Origin of the sequence: Streptomyces caniscabiei (genome assembly GCF_014930365.1) — a bacterium.
GTDB classification, from domain to species: Bacteria; Actinomycetota; Actinomycetes; order Streptomycetales; family Streptomycetaceae; genus Streptomyces; species Streptomyces caniscabiei.
The window spans coordinates 301,958-318,715 of record NZ_JABXWI010000002.1; the positions used below are offsets into that span (position 1 = coordinate 301,958).

General features: G+C 71.0%; 15 protein-coding genes and 1 pseudogene. 8 read left to right on the forward strand and 8 right to left on the reverse strand.

Going from position 1 to position 16,758, the window contains the following annotated elements; translation table 11 throughout:
* The first annotated feature begins 232 nt into the window (after positions 1–232).
* Entirely contained in the window at positions 233–904 is a 672-nt protein-coding gene (locus tag HW837_RS05865) for a class F sortase (protein ID WP_045561581.1), read from the forward strand.
* Positions 905–938: 34 nt separating this feature from the next.
* Here HW837_RS05865 and HW837_RS05870 read toward each other — a convergent pair whose 3' ends face one another.
* A complete protein-coding gene (locus HW837_RS05870; RefSeq protein ID WP_193381412.1) occupies positions 939–1,826 on the reverse strand; it encodes a polysaccharide deacetylase family protein in 888 nt (295 codons plus the stop codon).
* Positions 1,827–2,001: 175 nt separating this feature from the next.
* Between HW837_RS05870 and HW837_RS05875 the strand changes: the two genes are divergently transcribed.
* The 4 genes from HW837_RS05875 to HW837_RS05890 all read left to right on the forward strand — a co-directional run bounded on the left by HW837_RS05875 (position 2,002) and on the right by HW837_RS05890 (position 4,695).
* Entirely contained in the window at positions 2,002–2,463 is a 462-nt protein-coding gene (locus HW837_RS05875) for a universal stress protein (protein WP_045561583.1), read from the forward strand.
* Between the two features lie 150 nt (positions 2,464–2,613).
* Positions 2,614–3,159, forward strand: a complete 546-nt coding sequence (locus HW837_RS05880) for a sigma-70 family RNA polymerase sigma factor (RefSeq protein ID WP_045561669.1) — start codon at positions 2,614–2,616, stop codon at positions 3,157–3,159.
* A 155-nt stretch (positions 3,160–3,314) separates the two neighbouring features.
* Positions 3,315–3,830: a hypothetical protein gene (locus HW837_RS05885; protein ID WP_045561584.1), complete on the forward strand. Its 516-nt coding sequence runs from the start codon at positions 3,315–3,317 to the stop codon at positions 3,828–3,830.
* A gap of 205 nt (positions 3,831–4,035) precedes the next feature.
* Positions 4,036–4,695: a hypothetical protein gene (locus HW837_RS05890; protein WP_045561585.1), complete on the forward strand. Its 660-nt coding sequence runs from the start codon at positions 4,036–4,038 to the stop codon at positions 4,693–4,695.
* An 84-nt stretch (positions 4,696–4,779) separates the two neighbouring features.
* On the opposite strand, the gene HW837_RS05895 is transcribed toward HW837_RS05890, so the two are convergent.
* Together HW837_RS05895 and HW837_RS05900 are read right to left on the reverse strand one after the other, a co-directional pair.
* Positions 4,780–5,649 carry an Fpg/Nei family DNA glycosylase gene (locus HW837_RS05895; RefSeq protein WP_045561586.1) on the reverse strand — a complete coding sequence of 290 codons (870 nt, stop codon included), beginning with the start codon at positions 5,647–5,649 and terminating at the stop codon, positions 4,780–4,782.
* A 251-nt stretch (positions 5,650–5,900) separates the two neighbouring features.
* A complete protein-coding gene (locus HW837_RS05900) occupies positions 5,901–7,982 on the reverse strand; it encodes a SpoIIE family protein phosphatase (protein WP_045561587.1) in 2,082 nt (693 codons plus the stop codon).
* An 88-nt stretch (positions 7,983–8,070) separates the two neighbouring features.
* Between HW837_RS05900 and HW837_RS05905 the strand changes: the two genes are divergently transcribed.
* Together HW837_RS05905 and HW837_RS05910 are read left to right on the forward strand one after the other, a co-directional pair.
* Positions 8,071–9,495 carry a lipase maturation factor family protein gene (locus HW837_RS05905; protein ID WP_093788611.1) on the forward strand — a complete coding sequence of 475 codons (1,425 nt, stop codon included), beginning with the start codon at positions 8,071–8,073 and terminating at the stop codon, positions 9,493–9,495.
* Between the two features lie 191 nt (positions 9,496–9,686).
* Positions 9,687–10,361, forward strand: coding sequence for a lytic polysaccharide monooxygenase auxiliary activity family 9 protein (locus HW837_RS05910; RefSeq protein ID WP_473774453.1), 675 nt, complete (start codon positions 9,687–9,689; stop codon positions 10,359–10,361).
* 189 nt (positions 10,362–10,550) lie between these two features.
* On the opposite strand, the gene HW837_RS05915 is transcribed toward HW837_RS05910, so the two are convergent.
* Entirely contained in the window at positions 10,551–11,033 is a 483-nt protein-coding gene (locus tag HW837_RS05915; protein ID WP_045561589.1) for a GNAT family N-acetyltransferase, read from the reverse strand.
* 49 nt (positions 11,034–11,082) lie between these two features.
* Positions 11,083–11,256, reverse strand: a complete 174-nt coding sequence (locus HW837_RS05920; protein WP_177261694.1) for a hypothetical protein — start codon at positions 11,254–11,256, stop codon at positions 11,083–11,085.
* A gap of 496 nt (positions 11,257–11,752) precedes the next feature.
* Here HW837_RS05920 and HW837_RS05925 point away from each other — a divergent pair.
* Positions 11,753–12,251, forward strand: a pseudogene (locus HW837_RS05925) (hypothetical protein).
* Here the strand turns inward: HW837_RS05925 and HW837_RS05930 are convergent.
* The 3 genes from HW837_RS05930 to glgC form a co-directional block, all read right to left on the reverse strand.
* The gene (locus HW837_RS05930; protein ID WP_045561591.1) at positions 12,230–13,732 is read right to left on the reverse strand and encodes an SDR family NAD(P)-dependent oxidoreductase; all 1,503 of its coding nucleotides are present in this window, start codon (positions 13,730–13,732) and stop codon (positions 12,230–12,232) included. The pseudogene HW837_RS05925 and the gene HW837_RS05930 sit on opposite strands and share 22 nt — an antisense overlap.
* Before the next feature lie 235 nt (positions 13,733–13,967).
* Positions 13,968–15,314 (reverse strand): wax ester/triacylglycerol synthase family O-acyltransferase, encoded by a 1,347-nt coding sequence (locus tag HW837_RS05935; protein ID WP_193381411.1) that lies wholly within the window; start codon positions 15,312–15,314, stop codon positions 13,968–13,970.
* Positions 15,315–15,487: 173 nt separating this feature from the next.
* Positions 15,488–16,708 (reverse strand): glucose-1-phosphate adenylyltransferase, encoded by a 1,221-nt coding sequence (gene glgC, locus HW837_RS05940; RefSeq protein ID WP_045561593.1) that lies wholly within the window; start codon positions 16,706–16,708, stop codon positions 15,488–15,490.
* Positions 16,709–16,758 lie beyond the last annotated feature (50 nt).

Here is a 16,758-nt window from a genome sequence, read left to right on the forward strand (position 1 = left end):
TCCTGGTGAGCCCCGGGAACGGGACACGCCGGGGATATCTCCGGATGATCGGATATCACCGCAGGTCACGGACCGTCAGAAAGTTCCTTCGGGCGGCGAACTCGGATGGCGCAGACCTCTCTCGCGCCGCCACCCGTTCGTACCCGCCCCCGTCGCCGTCTCGCTGCGGCGCGCTTAGCGTTTCCGTACGCGCGACGCACACGGCGACGGCCGTGTCGAGAGGGGATGGCGAATGTCTTCGTCCGCACCGGCCGAGGCCGAATGGGAGGAGCGGCGGAAGAAGCGCGCTCCGTGGGGCGTGATAGCGCTGGTTCTGCTGACCGGTCTCGCGCTCATTCGCAACGGCTCGGGGGAGTTCGACGTGGGCCCGCCGCAACCCGCGTCGGCGGCCGCCGCCGACAGCCTCAGCACACCGCGGGGCACCTTCGCGCGCACCCCGGACCCGCTGCCGTACGCCATGGTCGACCGGGTGCGGATCCCGTCGATCCGGGTCGACGCGCCGGCCGTGGCCGTCGGACTGGACCCGCAGGGCTGGGTGGACGCTCCCCCCGCCCGGGACCCCAACCTCGCGGGCTGGTTCACCGGCGCGGTCTCCCCCGGGGAGAAGGGCACGGCCGTCGTCGTCGGCCATGTCGACAACGATCAGGGCCCGGCCGTCTTCTACGGGCTCGGCGCGCTGAAGAAGGGCGCCAAGGTCGAGATCCGGCGCGCGGACCGCAGGACCGCCGTGTTCGAGATCTACGGCGTCGAGGTCTTCGCCAAGGACAACTTCCCCGGCGATCGCGTCTACGGCAACAGCGGAGTTCCCGAGCTGCGGGTCATCACCTGCGGGGGCGGTTTCTCCAAGCAGAACGGCTACGACGGGAACGTCGTCGTGTTCGCCCGCCTGGTCGAGGTGCGCTGAGCGCTCCCGGCCGGCGGGCGAACGCCCCCGCATCTCATCGCGGGGCCTCTACGTACTGCCGCTGCGGCACGGTGATGCGGTAGCCGTCCTCCAGCAGTCCGGGCAGATAGTCACGCAGGGCCGCCACGCTCTGGGAACGGTCGCCGCCCGCGTCGTGGGAGAGCACGACGACGCCGGGGCCCGCGCCGTCCTCCACGCGCTCGGCGATGGTGTGCGCGCCCGGTCTGCGCCAGTCCAGGGTGTCCACGGTCCAGCCGAGCGGCTCCATGCCCAGCTCGGCACCGAAGCGGAACGCGGCCCGGTTCCAGGCGCCGTAGGGGGCGCGGAACCACAGCGGCGGTTCCCCGGCCGCCTTCTCGATGATCTCGCTGGTGCGGGCCATCTCCGAGTGGACCCGGGAGCGGGAGAGGGTGGTGAGCAGCGGATGGGTCCAGGTGTGGTTGCCGACGACATGGCCGTCGTCGGCCATCTCGCGCAGCAGGTCCTGGTGCTGGACGGCCATCTCCCCGCAGACGAAGAACATCGCCCGGACGTCGTGGTCGCGCAGGATCCGCAGGATGTCCGGGGTGTAGCGGGGATCCGGGCCGTCGTCGAAGGTCAGCACCATGCTCCGGCCGCGTCCGTCGACCCGCAGGAAGGGCTCGTGCCGGACGCCGGCCCGGACGAGGGTGCGGCGGCGGGCGCGCGGGCCGTACCCGGCGATGGGTTCCAGACGGTACGCGGAGGGCTTGATCGCGGGGCGGCCCACCGGTCCGGCGGCCGGGACGGGGGCGCCGGCCGGTGCCGGTCCGGCTCCCCCGTCGCCGACGAGCAGGGCGGCGGTGCCCGCCGTGCCGGCGGCGCCGAGCAGGGCGGCCGTACCGGTCAGCAGATGGCGGCGCGTGAACAGGCTTCGTCCCGTGAGCATCTGATCCTTCGTCATGACTCATCAGTCGACCAAGGCGGGGACGGCGCACCACCGCGACACCGGTGCGGCGGCATGAAATCACACGATGGGACGAGTTTCCCGCGCCCCTGATGACCGCCCCCGGCGCGCCCCTGACTGATGCCCGCCCCGGCGCACGCCGGAGGCCGGATGCTCGGATAGCCTCGCGACCGTGACCGATCAGCAAGCACACCGGTTCGAACGCGGCACCGACGGGCCCAAGGTGATCCTCGTCGGACTGGACGGTTCCGAGACCTCGCTGCGTGCCGTGGCCTACGCCGCCGGTCTCGCCCGCCGCCAGCACGCGCTGCTCGCCATCGTGTACGTGCAGCCGCCGCTCGCGACGAGCGCGGCGCTCGGGGTGCCGGTGGCGGGGACGACCGAGGAGATCGCCGAGCAGCTGGTGGCGGAGATCCGGGAGGCCGCCGAGCAGGTGAAGGGGGTCTTCGAGGTGCGCTGGGAGTTCCACACCTTCCGCGGCGACCCGTACAGCGGTCTGGTGACGGCGGCGGACCGGCTCAAGGCGGACGCGGTCGTGGTCGGCGCCTCCCAGCAGGCCGGCCACCGCATCGTCGGCTCGGTCGCCCTGCGCCTGGTGAAGGCGGGCCGCTGGCCGGTGACGGTGGTGCCGTAGGCCCGCGGAGGGCGGCCGGGACCGCGCGGGCGGACCGCCCGCGGGGTGCGCCGACCGTTCGTCGCACCGTTCGTCGACAGGTTCGACCGCCCGCCGCACATCCGTGACCGCCCTCTGTCCCCGCGCGGCGCCCCGCGTTCCCATACGGCCATGACGGCCGGAACCACGATCACCAGAGGGACGACCGCCGAACACGAGCTGGCCGAGCTCCAGCGCGAACACGGCCGCCCCCTCTTCGCCCTGCTGCTGCGGCTCTCGGACGGGGACCGCCATCGTGCCGAGGACCTGGTGCAGGAGACCTTCGTGCGCGCCTGGCAGCATCCCGAGGCGCTGCGCGCCGACGACTTCGACTCCGTACGCCCCTGGTTGCTCACCGTCGGACGGCGACTCGCCATCGACGCGCGGCGGGCCCGTCAGGCCCGTCCGGCGGAGGTGGGGGACGCGGTGCTGGAGAACGCCCGAGTGATGTCCGATCACGCCGAACGGTCGGTGGCGACCCTCGATGTACGGGAAGCTGTGAAGACACTCACTCCCGAGCACCGTGAAGTACTGGTGCAGGTGTACTTCCAGGGGGCGAGTGTGGCGGAAGCCGCCGAAGCCCTCGGGATCCCGCCCGGTACGGTGAAGTCCCGCGCGTACTACGCACTGCGCGCCCTACGCCGGGTGCTTCCGGGATACGCGGCCGACCTGCGGTGAAACCCATGGCCGAGTCAAACCTCCGTAAAGCGCCTTGCTGAGGACCCCTGTTGAGCAATCAGCTGTCTTCTATCCGTGTTCCGGATGGGGGCCGGGGCCTGGTCTCCAGGCCCGGGGTCGGGCGACGCGCACGCACCGGAGGAAGGCAGGAAGGGATGCTGCACAGAGGTCAAGAGAGCACGGACGGCGCCGGCGGCGGCGAACTGGCCGTCCCGATGGCGTGGTTCTATGCCGAGTACATCGCGGAGGAGCTGCTGCGGACGGGCGACCTGATGCCGCCGACGTCCTTCGAGTTCCGTGCGGGGCGGGACGCCCTGGCGCTGACCATCTTCCTCTCGGACGCGGGCGGTGAGCTCTCCGGCATCCGGGTCGTCACCCAGCTGGAGACCTGGCTCTCGCTGACGGCGTACGACCAGCCGTGGCAGGACTGGGTGTGCGAGCGCATGGCGGACTTCACCGCCGAGGCGCTGGAGTCGGGCGGCCCGTCCCCGGATCTGGAACTGGCGGCCGCCGCGTGGCGCTGGCTGGAGGAGACGGAGCTGCTCGCGCCGGACCTGGACGCGGTGCCGGGCGGCGGCGCGGTGCTGGGCGAGGACGACGGGCCAAAGGTCTGGACAGCGGCATGGCGGCTCGGTCTGCCGCTGGGGCACTTGGCGATCCACCTCTTCTAGCCGGGACACCCCGTCTCCGGGTGGTGGCCGTCCACCTGTCCCGGCCTTGGTGAACCAACTTTTTCGATCCCGGACCAATCCGCCCGGCGGAGGGCTCCGAATCTTTTGGTTGGCATTGTCGTGAGGCTTGAGTGATTCGCCGGTCTGGTCCGTACCGGTGGGGGCAGGAAGCAACCCCCACCGCACACCGGCCCGAGGAATCGCCATGTGGTCCCAGGATCGTCATCACGACGTCGGCGCGTACGCGCTGGGCGTGCTGGACGAGGTGGATTCGTTCCACTTCGAGGACCATGTCCGCGGCTGCCCGCAGTGCGCGCTACAGGTCACCGAGTTCCGTCCGGCTGCCCGCCAGCTGATGCTCTACCGCAATGCGACGCCGCGCGCGGTGCACCCGTTCGCGGCGCCCGGCCCGCGGATGCTGGGACGGCTGCTCGACGAGGTGGCCGCCCGCCACCGGGCGAAGCGCAGGCGCTGGCTGTTCGCCCTCGCGGCGTCCGTGGTCATCGCCGTCGGCGGGCCCGCCGTTGCCGTTCTCGCAGGTCCGGGCGAGGCTCCGAACACCGTCGCCGCCACCGACGCCAAGACGGGCGTGTGGGCCGAGGTCAAGGCCGAGGAACGGCTCTGGGGCAGCGACATCGAGCTGAAGGTCAAGGAGGCCGAGGGCGTCCACGCCTGCCGGCTGGTGGTGATCGGCAAGGACGGCTCCGAGGAGACGGCCGCGAACTGGAAGTCGCCCGAGGGCGCCGACAAGGCCTCCGAGATGGTGGGGGGCACCGCCATGCAGCGCGAGGACATCAGCCACTTCGAGGTGCGCAGCCAGGACGGCGAGCTCCTGGTGACCATCGAGGCCCCGGCCTGGCGCTGAACCGGCGGGGATTGGTCCGTACCTTCAATGGTTGCGGATCATGACCGGTCGCCGGATCCGGGCTGTTCGATCACCCGACCAAGGCTATTTGAGCAACCGTGACAGCCGTCGGTCGGCGAGGGGTCTGCCGCCCGTCTGACAGGTCGGGCAGTACTGCAGCGAGGAGTCGCTGAAGGAGACCTCCCGGACGGTGTCGCCGCACACCGGGCAGGGCTCGCCGGTACGGCCGTGGACCCGGAGCCCGCTCTTCTTCTCCGCCTTCAGCCTCCCGGCCGCCAGCCCCCGGGAGCGCTCGACGGCCTCGGTGAGCGTGGTGCGCAGCGCCTCGTGGAGGTGGCGGACCTCCTCCGGTCTCAGCGACGAGGCCAGCTTGAACGGCGACATCCGCGCGGCGTGCAGGATCTCGTCGCTGTACGCGTTCCCGATCCCCGCGATCAGGCTCTGGTCCCGCAGCGCCCCCTTGATCTGCCGCCGCTCCCCGGCGAGCAGCCCGGCGAAGCGGGTCACGTCGAAGTCGTCGGCGAGGGGGTCCGGGCCGAGCCGGGCGATGCCGGGCACCTCCGCCGGGTCCCGGACGAGGTGGACCGCGAGCCGCTTCTGCGTCCCGGCCTCGGTGAGGTCGAAGCCCTCGCCGGTCTCCAGGGCGACCCGCAGCGCGAGCGGGCTCCTGCCGCCGGGTTTCGGCGGACCGTCCGGCAGCCGGTCCTTCCACTGGAGCCATCCGGCTCGCGCCAGATGCGTCACGAGGTGCAGCGCGCCGCCGTCCGCCGCGAGGTCGAGGAACTTGCCGTGCCGCAGCACGCCGGTGATCTCCCGGCCCTCGAAGGCGCTCAGGGGCGGGTCGTACGTCTTCAGCACACTGACGGCCACGGGGAGCACGCGGACGACTTCATGACCGACGAGCCTGTCGACCAGGAAGTCCCGGAGCGCCTCGACTTCGGGCAATTCGGGCATACATCCAGAGTGCCATGGGCTCCGCCGGGGGGTGCGTTGTCGGCTGCCGGCCCGGTGGGGCTTCTCGCGCAGTTCCCCGCGCCCCTGAAAAGCAGGGGCTGCGCCCCGTGCTTTCCAGGCCCGCGAGGCCGTGGTCTTCAGGCCCGCAGGGGCCTGATGCTTTTAGGGGCGCGGGGAACTGCGCGAGAAGCCCCACGCACCCGCACCCGCCAAAGAACCCGCACCCCCGAGCTATCAGGCGGCCCAAACCCTCACGCGCCCGGCAGCACGAACTCGCACCAGACACACTTGCCCCCACCCCGCGCCTCCACCCCCCACACATCCGTCAACCGGTCCACCAGCAGCAACCCCCTCCCCGACACCCCCGCCTCCCCCGCCTCCCGCCGCCGCGGCAACGCACTGGAGGAGTCCTCCACCTCCACCCGCAACCGCCGGTCGGACCCCGCGAGCGCCCGCAACGTCACGATCGCCGCCCCCTCCGTATGCATCAGCGCATTGGTGATCAGCTCGTCCGCGACCAGCTCGATCTCGTCGGCCCGATCCCGCGCCCCCCAGGAGCGGACCGCCGCGCCGATCATGTGCCGCGCCTCGGTGAGCGCCTCCGGATCGCCGGGCGCCACATGCTGCTGGAGCCGCCCGCCGGGCTCCGCGCTGCGGCTGCGGCGTCGCAGCAGCAGGAGGGCGACGTCGTCGTCGCCGCCCCTCTCCTCCGCCACGTCGATGAGCCGGTCGGCGAGATCGTCGACGTCGTCGGGGCCGGTGGCGATCAGCGCCTTCAGCGTCCGCAGGCCGTCGTCGAGGTCGGCGCCGGGCTGTTCGATGAGGCCGTCGGTGCAGAGCAGCAGCGTCTGCCCGGGGAACATCTCGACGGTGGTGACGGGGTACTCCAGGCCGCCGAACTCGGCGGACAGCCCGAGCGGCAAGCCCCCTTCCACGCCGACCCGGTGGCAGGAGCCGTCGGTGTGCCGCACCAGCGGGTCGATGTGCCCGGCCCGGACGACCTGGACCACTCCGGTGGACAGGTCGGCCTCCGCGTACAGGCAGGTCGCGAAGCGGTCGGTGTCGAGTTCGTGGAGGAAGGCGGAGGCTCGGGCCATGACGGTGGCCGGGGTGTGGCCCTCGGTGGCGTAGGCCTTCAGGACGATGCGGAGCTGGCCCATGACGGCCGCCGCGTGCGTGTCGTGGCCCTGGACGTCGCCGATGACCGCGCCGACGCGCCCGCCCGGCAGCGGGATGAGGTCGTACCAGTCGCCGCCGATGTCCCGGCCGAGCGAGCCGCCGAAGGACGCGGCGCGGTAGCGGACGGCGACGTCGGCGCCCGGGACGCTGGGGATGGACCGAGGCAGCATGGCCTGCTGGAGCCCTTCGGCGAGGTCCTTCTCCCCCTCGTAGAACATGGCCCGCTGGAGGCTCTGGGCGATGCTGCTGCCGAGCGCGATGAGGACGTCGCGCTCCTCGGAGCTGAAACCGCGCCGGTCGTTGTAGAGCAGGCCCATCGCCCCGATGGGGCGGGCCTGCACGATCAGCGGCAGATACGCGGCCGAGGTGATCTTGAGGTCGGTGATGTGCGGCCAGAGCAGCGGATAGGACTCGGCGAACTCCTCCGGCGACTCGATGAAGTGCGGGGCGAGGTGCCGTACCACCTCGTTCATCGGGTACTTCACGTCGAGGCGGGTGATCCGGGTGCCGGGCACATAGCTGTCCTCGGGGCCGGCGGCGACCATCCGGACCCGTCCGGCCTCCACCAGGCCCATGACCAGGCTGGTCGCGCCGAGGTGGGTGAGTCCGTCGGTGTCCTCCAGGACGTCGATCACGTCCTGCACGGTCCGGGCGTGGGCCAGGGCGGCCGTGATCACCTGGACGACGTTGGCCTGCTTGCGGCGGACCTCGTCGAGCGCGGCCTGCTCGGTACGGGAGCGGATCTCGTCCAGTTCGCGGGTGGCGTCACGGACGATGCCGATGACCCGGTACGGGCGGCCCGTGGCGTCGCGGCGGATGTAGCCCTGGGTGTGGGTCCAGCGCAGGGTGCCGTCGCGCAGCCGGAGGCGAAAGTAGGCACCGTAGTTCTCGCTGCCGTCCTTGAGGGCCTGCGAGACCAGGGCGTCGAGTCGGTAACCCTCCATCGGGGGCACCCGCCCGGACAGGCTCTCCGGTCTGCCGTCGTACTCCTCCGGGCGCACGTCGAAGATCTCGTGGGCCTTGGCGTCCATGTGGAACGCACCGGCGTCGAGGTCCCAGTCGAAGGTGCCCATGAGATTGAGGGCCAGGACGGGGTCCGGGTGGGAGAGCCAGTCGTCCGGGACGTCCGAGTCGCTCGCTCCCCGATCAACCATGGGGCAACTTTGACAGCATTTGCCCGATTATTCGAGTGGAGGGATCGGCATCGGACCGGACGGCGTTCCGCTCACTATCGTCGATACCGTGGACTGGTTCACCGCACCCGACCTCTGGCTGAGCCGGCTGCTTTTCCAGCGGTCCCTGGCCGTGATCTACGCGGTCGCCTTCCTGGGGGCGGCCCTGCAGTTCCGCGCGCTGATCGGCGAGCGGGGCATGCTGCCGGTGCCCCGTTTCGTCGCACGGGTGCCGTTCCGGCACGCCCCCAGCGTGTTCCACCGCCACTACTCGGACCGTTTCTTCGCGGCATGGGCGTGGACGGGCTGCGCGGTGTCGCTGTCGCTGGTCGCCGGGCTGGACTCCCTGCTTCCCCTCTGGGCCGCCATGCTGCTGTGGCTCGTGCCGTGGGCGATGTACCTGTCGATCGTGAACGTCGGCCAGACCTGGTACTCCTTCGGCTGGGAGTCACTGCTCCTGGAGGTCGGTTTCCTGGCCGTCTTCCTCGGCAACGACGAGGTGGCTCCGCCGATCGTCGTGCTGTTCCTGCTGCGCTGGGTGCTCTTCCGGGTCGAGTTCGGGGCCGGTCTGATCAAGCTGCGCGGCGACGAGTGCTGGCGGAAGCTCACCTGTCTCGACCACCACCACGAGACCCAGCCGATGCCCGGCCCGCTCAGCTGGTTCTTCCACCACCTCCCGAAGCCGTTCCACCGCGCGGAGGTGGCCGCCAACCACGTCACCCAGCTCGTGGTGCCGTTCCTGCTCTTCGCCCCGCAGCCGGTCGCGACGGCCGCCGCCGCGCTGATGATCGCGACGCAGTTGTGGCTGGTGCTCTCCGGCAACTTCTCCTGGCTGAACTGGATCACCATCGTGCTGGCCCTGTCCGCCGTCGACTTCGGCGCGACCGCGCCGGACACCCCCGGCACACCCCTCTGGTACGCGGTCGTCGTGCTCGTCGTCGCCGCGCTGGTCCTCTGGCTCAGCTACCACCCCGTCCGCAACATGATCTCCCGCCGCCAGGTCATGAACCGCTCCTTCGACCCGCTGCACCTGGTCAACACGTACGGGGCCTTCGGCAGCGTCAGCCGGGTGCGGTACGAGGTGGTCGTCGAGGGCACGGCGGACGACGTGCCGCGGGAGGACTCCGAGTGGCGGGAGTACGAGTTCCGGGGCAAGCCGGGGGACCCGAGGCACTGGCCGCGCCAGTTCGCCCCCTACCATCTGCGGCTCGACTGGCTGATGTGGTTCGCCGCGCTCTCCCCCGCGTACGCCGGGTCCTGGTTCGGCGCCCTGGTGGAGCGCCTCCTGGAGAACGACCGCGACACGCTCCGGCTGCTGCGCCGCTCCCCCTTCCCCGCCGACGCCCCGCCCCGCTTCGTCCGCGCCCGCCTCTTCCGCTACCGCTACACGACGTGGCGCGAGCTGCGGGAGACCGGGGCGTGCTGGGAGCGGACGTACGTACGAGAGTTCCTGCCGCCGACACGGCTGGCCGCGTCCCCCGCGCGGAAGTCCTGACCGGGCGGCGATTCAGGCCACATCCTCACTTCCCGGTCAAAGTCCCGTTCCGGCTCCCCGCTCACGACGGAGCTCCTGCTCGCCGCCCGCCCCTGTAATCAACCCTGTCCGTCGCATTGACATCCGACTCAGGATATCTACCGTTGGGAGCGCTCCCATGACAGCCTCGCAACCGGAAGGAGCTCCCCCACATGCGCAAACAGACTCCGTCGACCGGGCGTTCGCGATCCCCCCTCCACCGGCCCCTCCAGGCGCTCGTCATGCTGTTCGCCGTGGTTGTCGGCGCACTGACCTGGTCGGCTCCCGCCCAGGCTCACGGCACCATCGTCGGCCCCGCTTCCCGCGCGTACCAGTGCTGGAAGACATGGGGCAACAACCACATGGACCCGGCCATGCAGACCCAGGACCCCATGTGCTGGCAGGCCTTCCAGGCCAACCCCGACACCATGTGGAACTGGATGAGCGCGCTCCGCGACGGCCTCGGCGGCCAGTTCCAGGCGCGGACCCCCGACGGGACGCTCTGCAGCAACAACCTCTCCAGGAACGCCAGCCTGGACAAGCCCGGGCAGTGGAGGACCACCACCGTCGGCAACAACTTCTCGGTCCACCTGTACGACCAGGCGTCCCACGGTGCCGACTACCTCAGGGTCTACGTGAGCAAGCAGGGCTTCAACCCCAAGACCCAGACCCTGGGCTGGGGCAACCTCGACTTCATCACGCAGACCGGCCGCTTCGCCCCGGCACAGAACATCACGTTCCCCGTCCAGACCTCCGGCTACACCGGACACCACATCGTGTTCGTGATCTGGCAGGCCTCGCACCTCGACCAGGCCTACATGTGGTGCAGCGACGTGAACTTCGGCTGAGCCGGGGAGCGCCGCACGCGGCGCCGGCCTCGACCCCGGCGCCGTGACCGTAAGGCCACTGCCGGGCCTGCTCGTTGACACACCGTCAGCGACGTGATCCACCGGCTCGGCGAGATGGGCCGGGCCTGTCCGCACCCGCGGTGGGCCCGGCCGCGTCCCGGAGTCCTCCGACGTACGGGACCGGTCGCGTCACAGCGCCTTGTACATGATGTGCAGCCCGACCAGCCCGTCCTTCGGATGCTCGAAGGCGTCGGGGACCGTGCCGATCACGGTGAAGCCGAGCGAGGTCCACAGCCGTACGGCGGGGTTGGTCTCGACGACGGCGTTGAACACCATGCCCCGGAAGCCCTGGGCGCCCGCTTCGGCGAGGACGTGCTCGGCGAGGGCGCGGCCGATGCCACGGCCGCCGTGGTCGGGGTCGACCATGAAGCCCGCGTTGGCGACGCGGGCGGCGGGACCACCGTAGTTGGGGGTGAGATAGGCGGAGCCGACCACCGTCGCGGTCTCGTCCTCGACGACGTACACGCGTTTGGCGGGGGCCATCCACAGGGCGCGGGCGGCTTCCTCGGAGGTGTCCGGGTCCCAGGTGTAGGTCTCGCCCGTGGCGACGACGCGGTGCCAGAACGGCCAGATGCCGGGCCAGTCGTCGGCGGTGGCTTCTCTGATCTGCATGGGCGTGAGTCTGGCACGCCCATGCAGACGGCGATCGCGATGCTCCCGCTCAGTCCACGCTGGGCAGGATGTGGGGCTCGGCGAGGTCGTCCTCGTAGCCCGCCAGCCGGATCGGGGCGGACCTGGCCCACACGTCCAGGCTGCCCAGTTCCTTCTTCGACCGGCCGCCGCCCTCGGTGTGTTCCTCGGGACGTGGCTCGCGATTCGTCTTCTCTGGTGTCACCGCGCACTCCTTATGTGTCGGGTCACCCTCGGGACGTCGGCCCAGCCTGCCGCTGTGCGTCCGACGTCCGCTCGGGTCTGAGTCGATGTCAGTTCGGACGCGGTGGCGCCGGATTTCCTGGATGTGAGAGCAGGCCGTGGTGACCGGCTTGTCCCGGGACGGACCGTGGGTGTGGGTGGGACCCATATAAGGCTGTCCGTCCGGTACAGAGTAACCAAATGAGCGGGCGGCCGCTCGATGGGGCTGAAAAGAAGAGGTAACTGTCTTGAGTCATTCAGCGCCCATCAAGCCCTACCCTAGGGCAATTTGACCCATTTGTTCGGTTTCTCATCACCCGTTCGGCTCAGTACTCGCACCCCGCACCGATCCGACGACCCATCGGATCGCCGCGCTCGGTACGTAGTTCAGGTCCTGTTGGCCGAAACGCAAGCCGACCATGATCTGCTCATGTGTCGCAACGGCATTTCTCGCGGGCGGACTCGGGAGGGACCGGCGGATGGAACTGCGCAGTGTCGAGGAGCTGATGGATCTGCTGCACGCCCGCCGGGGCGGCGGCACGGCACCGGACCACCGCCGGGGCCCCGCGGTCGATCCGCACGAACACGCCCTGCGGACCGCCGCGCTGCTGCGCCGGAGCCGGCCCGCCGACAAGGAGCTGCAGGTGGCGGGCCTGGTGCACGCGGTCGGGCGGCTGCTCCGTCCGGGTGACGACACCGGCCACGCCGACCTGGCCGCCGACACGGTGCGCCCCCCTGCTCGGCGAGCGGGTCGCCCGGCTCGTACGGCTGCACGCCCTCGGTACGGACGACCTCGTACGGCTGCACGCGGGCGGATGGGCGGACGCCACGCTCGTCGAGGACGTGCTGGCCCTGCGGCACGCCGACGAGGCGGGCTGGACCCCCGGCATGGACGCCGGGGTCCTGGAGGACTGGCGGACGGTACTGGAGTTGGTGTCGGACCGGGCGAGGGCCACTCACCACTTGCCGGGCGCGTAGTCCTTCAGGAAGACGCCGTACAGGTCCTCGCCCTGCTCACCGCGGACGACGGGGTCGTAGACGCGGGCCGCGCCGTCGACGAGGTCCAGCGGGGCGTGGAAGCCCTCGTCGGCGAGGCGCAGCTTGTCGAAGTGGGGGCGCTCGTCGGTGATCCAGCCGGTGTCGACGGAGGTCATCAGGATGCCGTCGGTCTGGAACATCTCCTGCGCGCTGGTCCGCGTGACCATGTTCATCGCGGCCTTGGCGGCGTTGGTGTTCGGGTGCCCGGCGCCCTTGTAACCACGGCCGAAGACACCTTCCATCGCCGAGACGTTGACGACGTACGCGCGTGAGCTGCTCGCCTTCCGGGCGGCGTCGGCCATGGCCGGGCGGAGCTTGCTGATCAGGATGAAGGGCGCCGTGTAGTTGCACAGCTGGGTCTCCAGCAGTTCCACCGGGGAGATCTGCTCGATGGTCTGGACCCAGGTGTTGCTGTCGACCACGTCGGGCACGAGGCCGCCCGCGTCGATGGCGGTGCCGTCGAGGTGCCGGGCGACACTGGCGTTCCCCGCGACCAGGGCGAGGTCGGCGACCTGCTGCGCGTCGAGGCCGCTGGTGCCGAGGGGCAGCGCGGCGGGCCCGCCGAGATCACCGACGGCGCCGGAGTTGAAGGCGCCGATCACATGGTGCGCGGGGAGCTCACCGGCGGGCAACGGGGCGCTCTCGCCGTCCACCAGGGCGGCATAGGCGGAGGGCAGGCGGCGGACCGTCTGGGTCGCGTTGTTGATGAGGATGTCGAGGGGACCGGCCTCGGCGACCTGGTCGGCGAGCGCGACGGCCTGCGCCGGGTCGCGCAGGTCGATCCCGACGACCTCCAGGCGGTGCATCCAGTCCGCCGAGTCGTCCATGGCCTTGAAGCGGCGGATGGCGTCCTTGGGGAAGCGCGTGGTGATCGTGGTGTGCGCGCCGTCGCGCAGCAGCCGCAGGGCGATGTACATGCCGATCTTGGCGCGGCCGCCGGTGAGGAGGGCGCGCTTGCCGGTGAGGTCGGCGCGGACGTCGCGCTTGGCGCGGTTCACACCGGCGCAGTCTGGACAGAGCTGGTGGTAGAAGTAGTCGACCTCGACGTACCGGGTCTTGCAGGTGTAGCAGGAGCGCGGGCGCTGGAGTATCCCGGCGATCCGGCCCGCCTCGGTGACGGACGACGGCAGGATGCCCTCGGTCTCGTCGTCGATGCGCTGGGCGGAGCCGGTGGCCGTGGACTCGGTGACGGCCTTGTCGTGTGCGGTCTTGGCGGCGCGGCGTTCCTGGCGGCGGCGCTGCTTGACCGTGCGGTAGACGCCGGCGGTCGCCCGGCGCACCGCGATCGCGTCCGGGTGGTCGACCTCCAGCGTGTCGAGCTCCTCCAGCACGCTGAGGCACACGGCGAGCCGGTCCGGGTCGATGCCGGGGCCGTACACGACCTCGTCCGTGGTCGCGGGGCCGTCCTCTGTCACCGTCATCGCGCTGCCGTTTCCCTGATCACCGCGGCCCGCCCACCGCGTCCGCCACCGAACGCGAAATTGTACGGAGCGGGGGGTGTGGTGACCAAACTTCGGGTGCGGGTCCGGTGGGGGCTGGTCGCGCAGTTCCCCGCGCCCCTGAAAGGCTGCGGCCATTCCACAGGGGCGCGGGGAACTGCGCGAACGGGGTCCGGGACGGAGCCCCGAGTCTTTGAGCGGGGGCGAGAGACGGGTGTCAGGGTTCACACGCCGCCAGCAGGTCCGCCACCTCCCGGACGACCGCCCCGGACAGCCGGTCCAGGTCCGGGACGGCCTCCGCGTCGGCGACCAGCCCGTAGTGCACACTCCCCCGATACGTGGAGACGGCCACCGCCAGCGACTGCCCATGAGCGAGCGGCGCCAGCGGATAGATCTCGGCGAGCGGGCAGCCCCCGAGCCGCAGCCCGAGGCTCGGCAGCGGAACACTGGTCACGAGGATGTCGAACCACAGCCGCGCCGCCTGACTGACCAGCGGCCCCCCGATCCGGTGCCCCAGCGGCAGCACATGATCGGCGAGCAGGGCGACCGCGCCGGCGCCCCGGTTCGGCCCGGCCTCCTTGTTGCGGTCCATCGCCGCACGCACCGTACGCAGCCGCCGCAGCGGATCCGGATCGTCCACCGGCAGTTTCATCAGGTACCCGGAGAGCCGGTTGCCCTGCGGGTGCGCCGTGCGCGGCCGGCGCTTGGAGACGGGGATGAGCGCCCTGGGCGCGACCCCTTCGCTGCCGTCCCCGCGCTCGTCCAGCCACCGGCGCAGCGCGCCGGCCACCACGGCGATGAGGACGTCGTTGACGGTGCCGCCGACGGTCTTGCGGATCCGGTGCACCTCGTCGAGGTCGAGGAGCACCCCGGCGGTGCGACGGGTGCCGCTGGCCTCGGAGGTCAGCGCGGCCGGGGACGAGGCGCCGAGGGTCGCGTCGAGTGTGGTGCGGGCGACGGAGGCGCCGATGTCGAGGGCGCGCCCGAGATCGGAGAGGGTGCCTCTGACCAGGTCGGGGAGTTTGCGCACGTCACGGAGGAGGTCGCGGGGCGGCTCGGCGGGGCGCGGTCGGGGCGCGGGCATGTCGATGGGGTCCATGACGGCCGCGGCGAGCGTGAGGGCCCGCAGTCCGTCGGCGAGGGCGTGGTGGAACTTGAACAGCACCGCGAAGGAGGTGCCGTCCGCCCCCGGCAGCACGTGCGCCTCCCAGGGCGGCCGCCCGCGCTCCAGCGGGCGCTCCATCAGCCGTCCGGCCACCGTGTGGAAGTCGGCGGTCGGCGGGTGCAGCCGTACGTGGTCGAAGGGCTCGAAGTCGGCGACGGGCTCCCGGGTCGCGCCGCCGAAGGCCAGGGGCAGCCGGACGTCCGGGAACCACACGTCCCGGATCCGCATCCGCAGCGCGGGCACGGCGGCCGCCCGGGTGGCGAGCAGCTCGGCGGCGTGGGCACCCGCGGTGGGCGAGTTCGCCGTGAAGACGCCGAGGGCGGCCAGGTGCATGGGGTGTTCGGCGGACTCGATGTTCCAGAACGCAAGGTCGAGGGGGGCGAGCAGGTCAGAAGTCAAGGGCTTGCCTCGCGTCGACGACGGGTGAGTCGGTAGTCAATCGCTGTTGGCCGATTACGGTCAAGTACGATCAAGCTACGCACAGTTAACAACAGATTAAGTCCCGCCTCCGATAAAAGGCGGGACTCATACGACATCTGTGTGCACCCCGGTCACCCGGTCACCCTGAAGGGCTAGGAAACCTGCTGCCCCTTGCCCAACGCGATCACCCCGCCCCGGGAGACGGTGTACAGCTCGGCGTCCCGCTCGGGGTTGACCCCGATGGTGGCACCCGGAGGCACCTGGACGTTCTTGTCGAGCACGGCGCCCCGGACGACCGCGCCGCGGCCGATGTGGACGTTGTCGTGCAGCACCGAGCCCTGGACGACCGCGCCCGGGTCCACGACGACCCCCGGGGAGAGAACGGATCTGGTGACCTGGCCGCGGATCAGGCAGCCCGCGCTGATGATCGACTCGCTGGCGATGCCGCCCGCGTTGAAGCGGGCCGGGGAGAGCTGGCCGGAGCTGGTGTAGATGGGCCAGCTGCGGTTGAAGAGATTGAAGGCGGGGCGCTCGGCGATGAGGTCCATATGGGCGTCGTAGTAGGCGTCGAGGGTGCCGACGTCCCGCCAGTAGCCCTGGTCGCGGGTGGTCTCGCCGGGTACGTGGTTGGCGCTGAAGTCGTAGAGCTGGGCCTCGCCCCGGTCGGTGAGCTGGGGCAGGATCGAGCCGCCCATGTCGTGCACGGAGTCCTCGTCCTCCGCGTCCCGCTGGAGCGCCTCCACCAGGGCCTTGGTGGTGAAGATGTAGTTGCCCATCGAGGCGAACACGCATTCGGGATCGTCACTCAGGCCCGGCGGGTCGGACGGCTTCTCCAGGAAGCGCTCCACGCTCCGGCCGTCGGAGCCGGGCGTGATCACACCGAACGACGACGACTCCGTGCGCGGCACCCGGATACCGGCCACCGTCACCCCCGCGCCGCCCTCGATGTGCTGGGTCAGCATCTGGCGGGGGTCCATGCGGTAGACGTGGTCCGCGCCGAACACGGCCACGTACTCGGGCTGTTCGTCGTGGACCAGGTTCAGGGACTGCAGGAGCGCGTCGGCGCTGCCCAGGTACCAGCGCGGGCCGAGCCGCTGCTGGGCCGGGACCGGGGTGACGTAGTTCCCCAGCAGGCTCGACATCCGCCAGGTCGTCGTGATGTGCCGGTCCAGCGAGTGGGACTTGTACTGCGTGAGCACACAGATCCGCAGGATGTCCGCGTTGACGAGATTGGAGAGAACGAAATCCACCAGGCGGTACGTGCCGCCGAAAGTCACCGCCGGTTTCGCACGGTCGGCCGTGAGGGGCATCAGCCTCTTGCCCTCACCGCCCGCCAGTACGATTCCCAGCACCGAAGGTCCACCGCGCCGCATGCCGCCGCCCCTCTACTACGCCCGGTCGTGCCGAACGCTGATCCTGACTG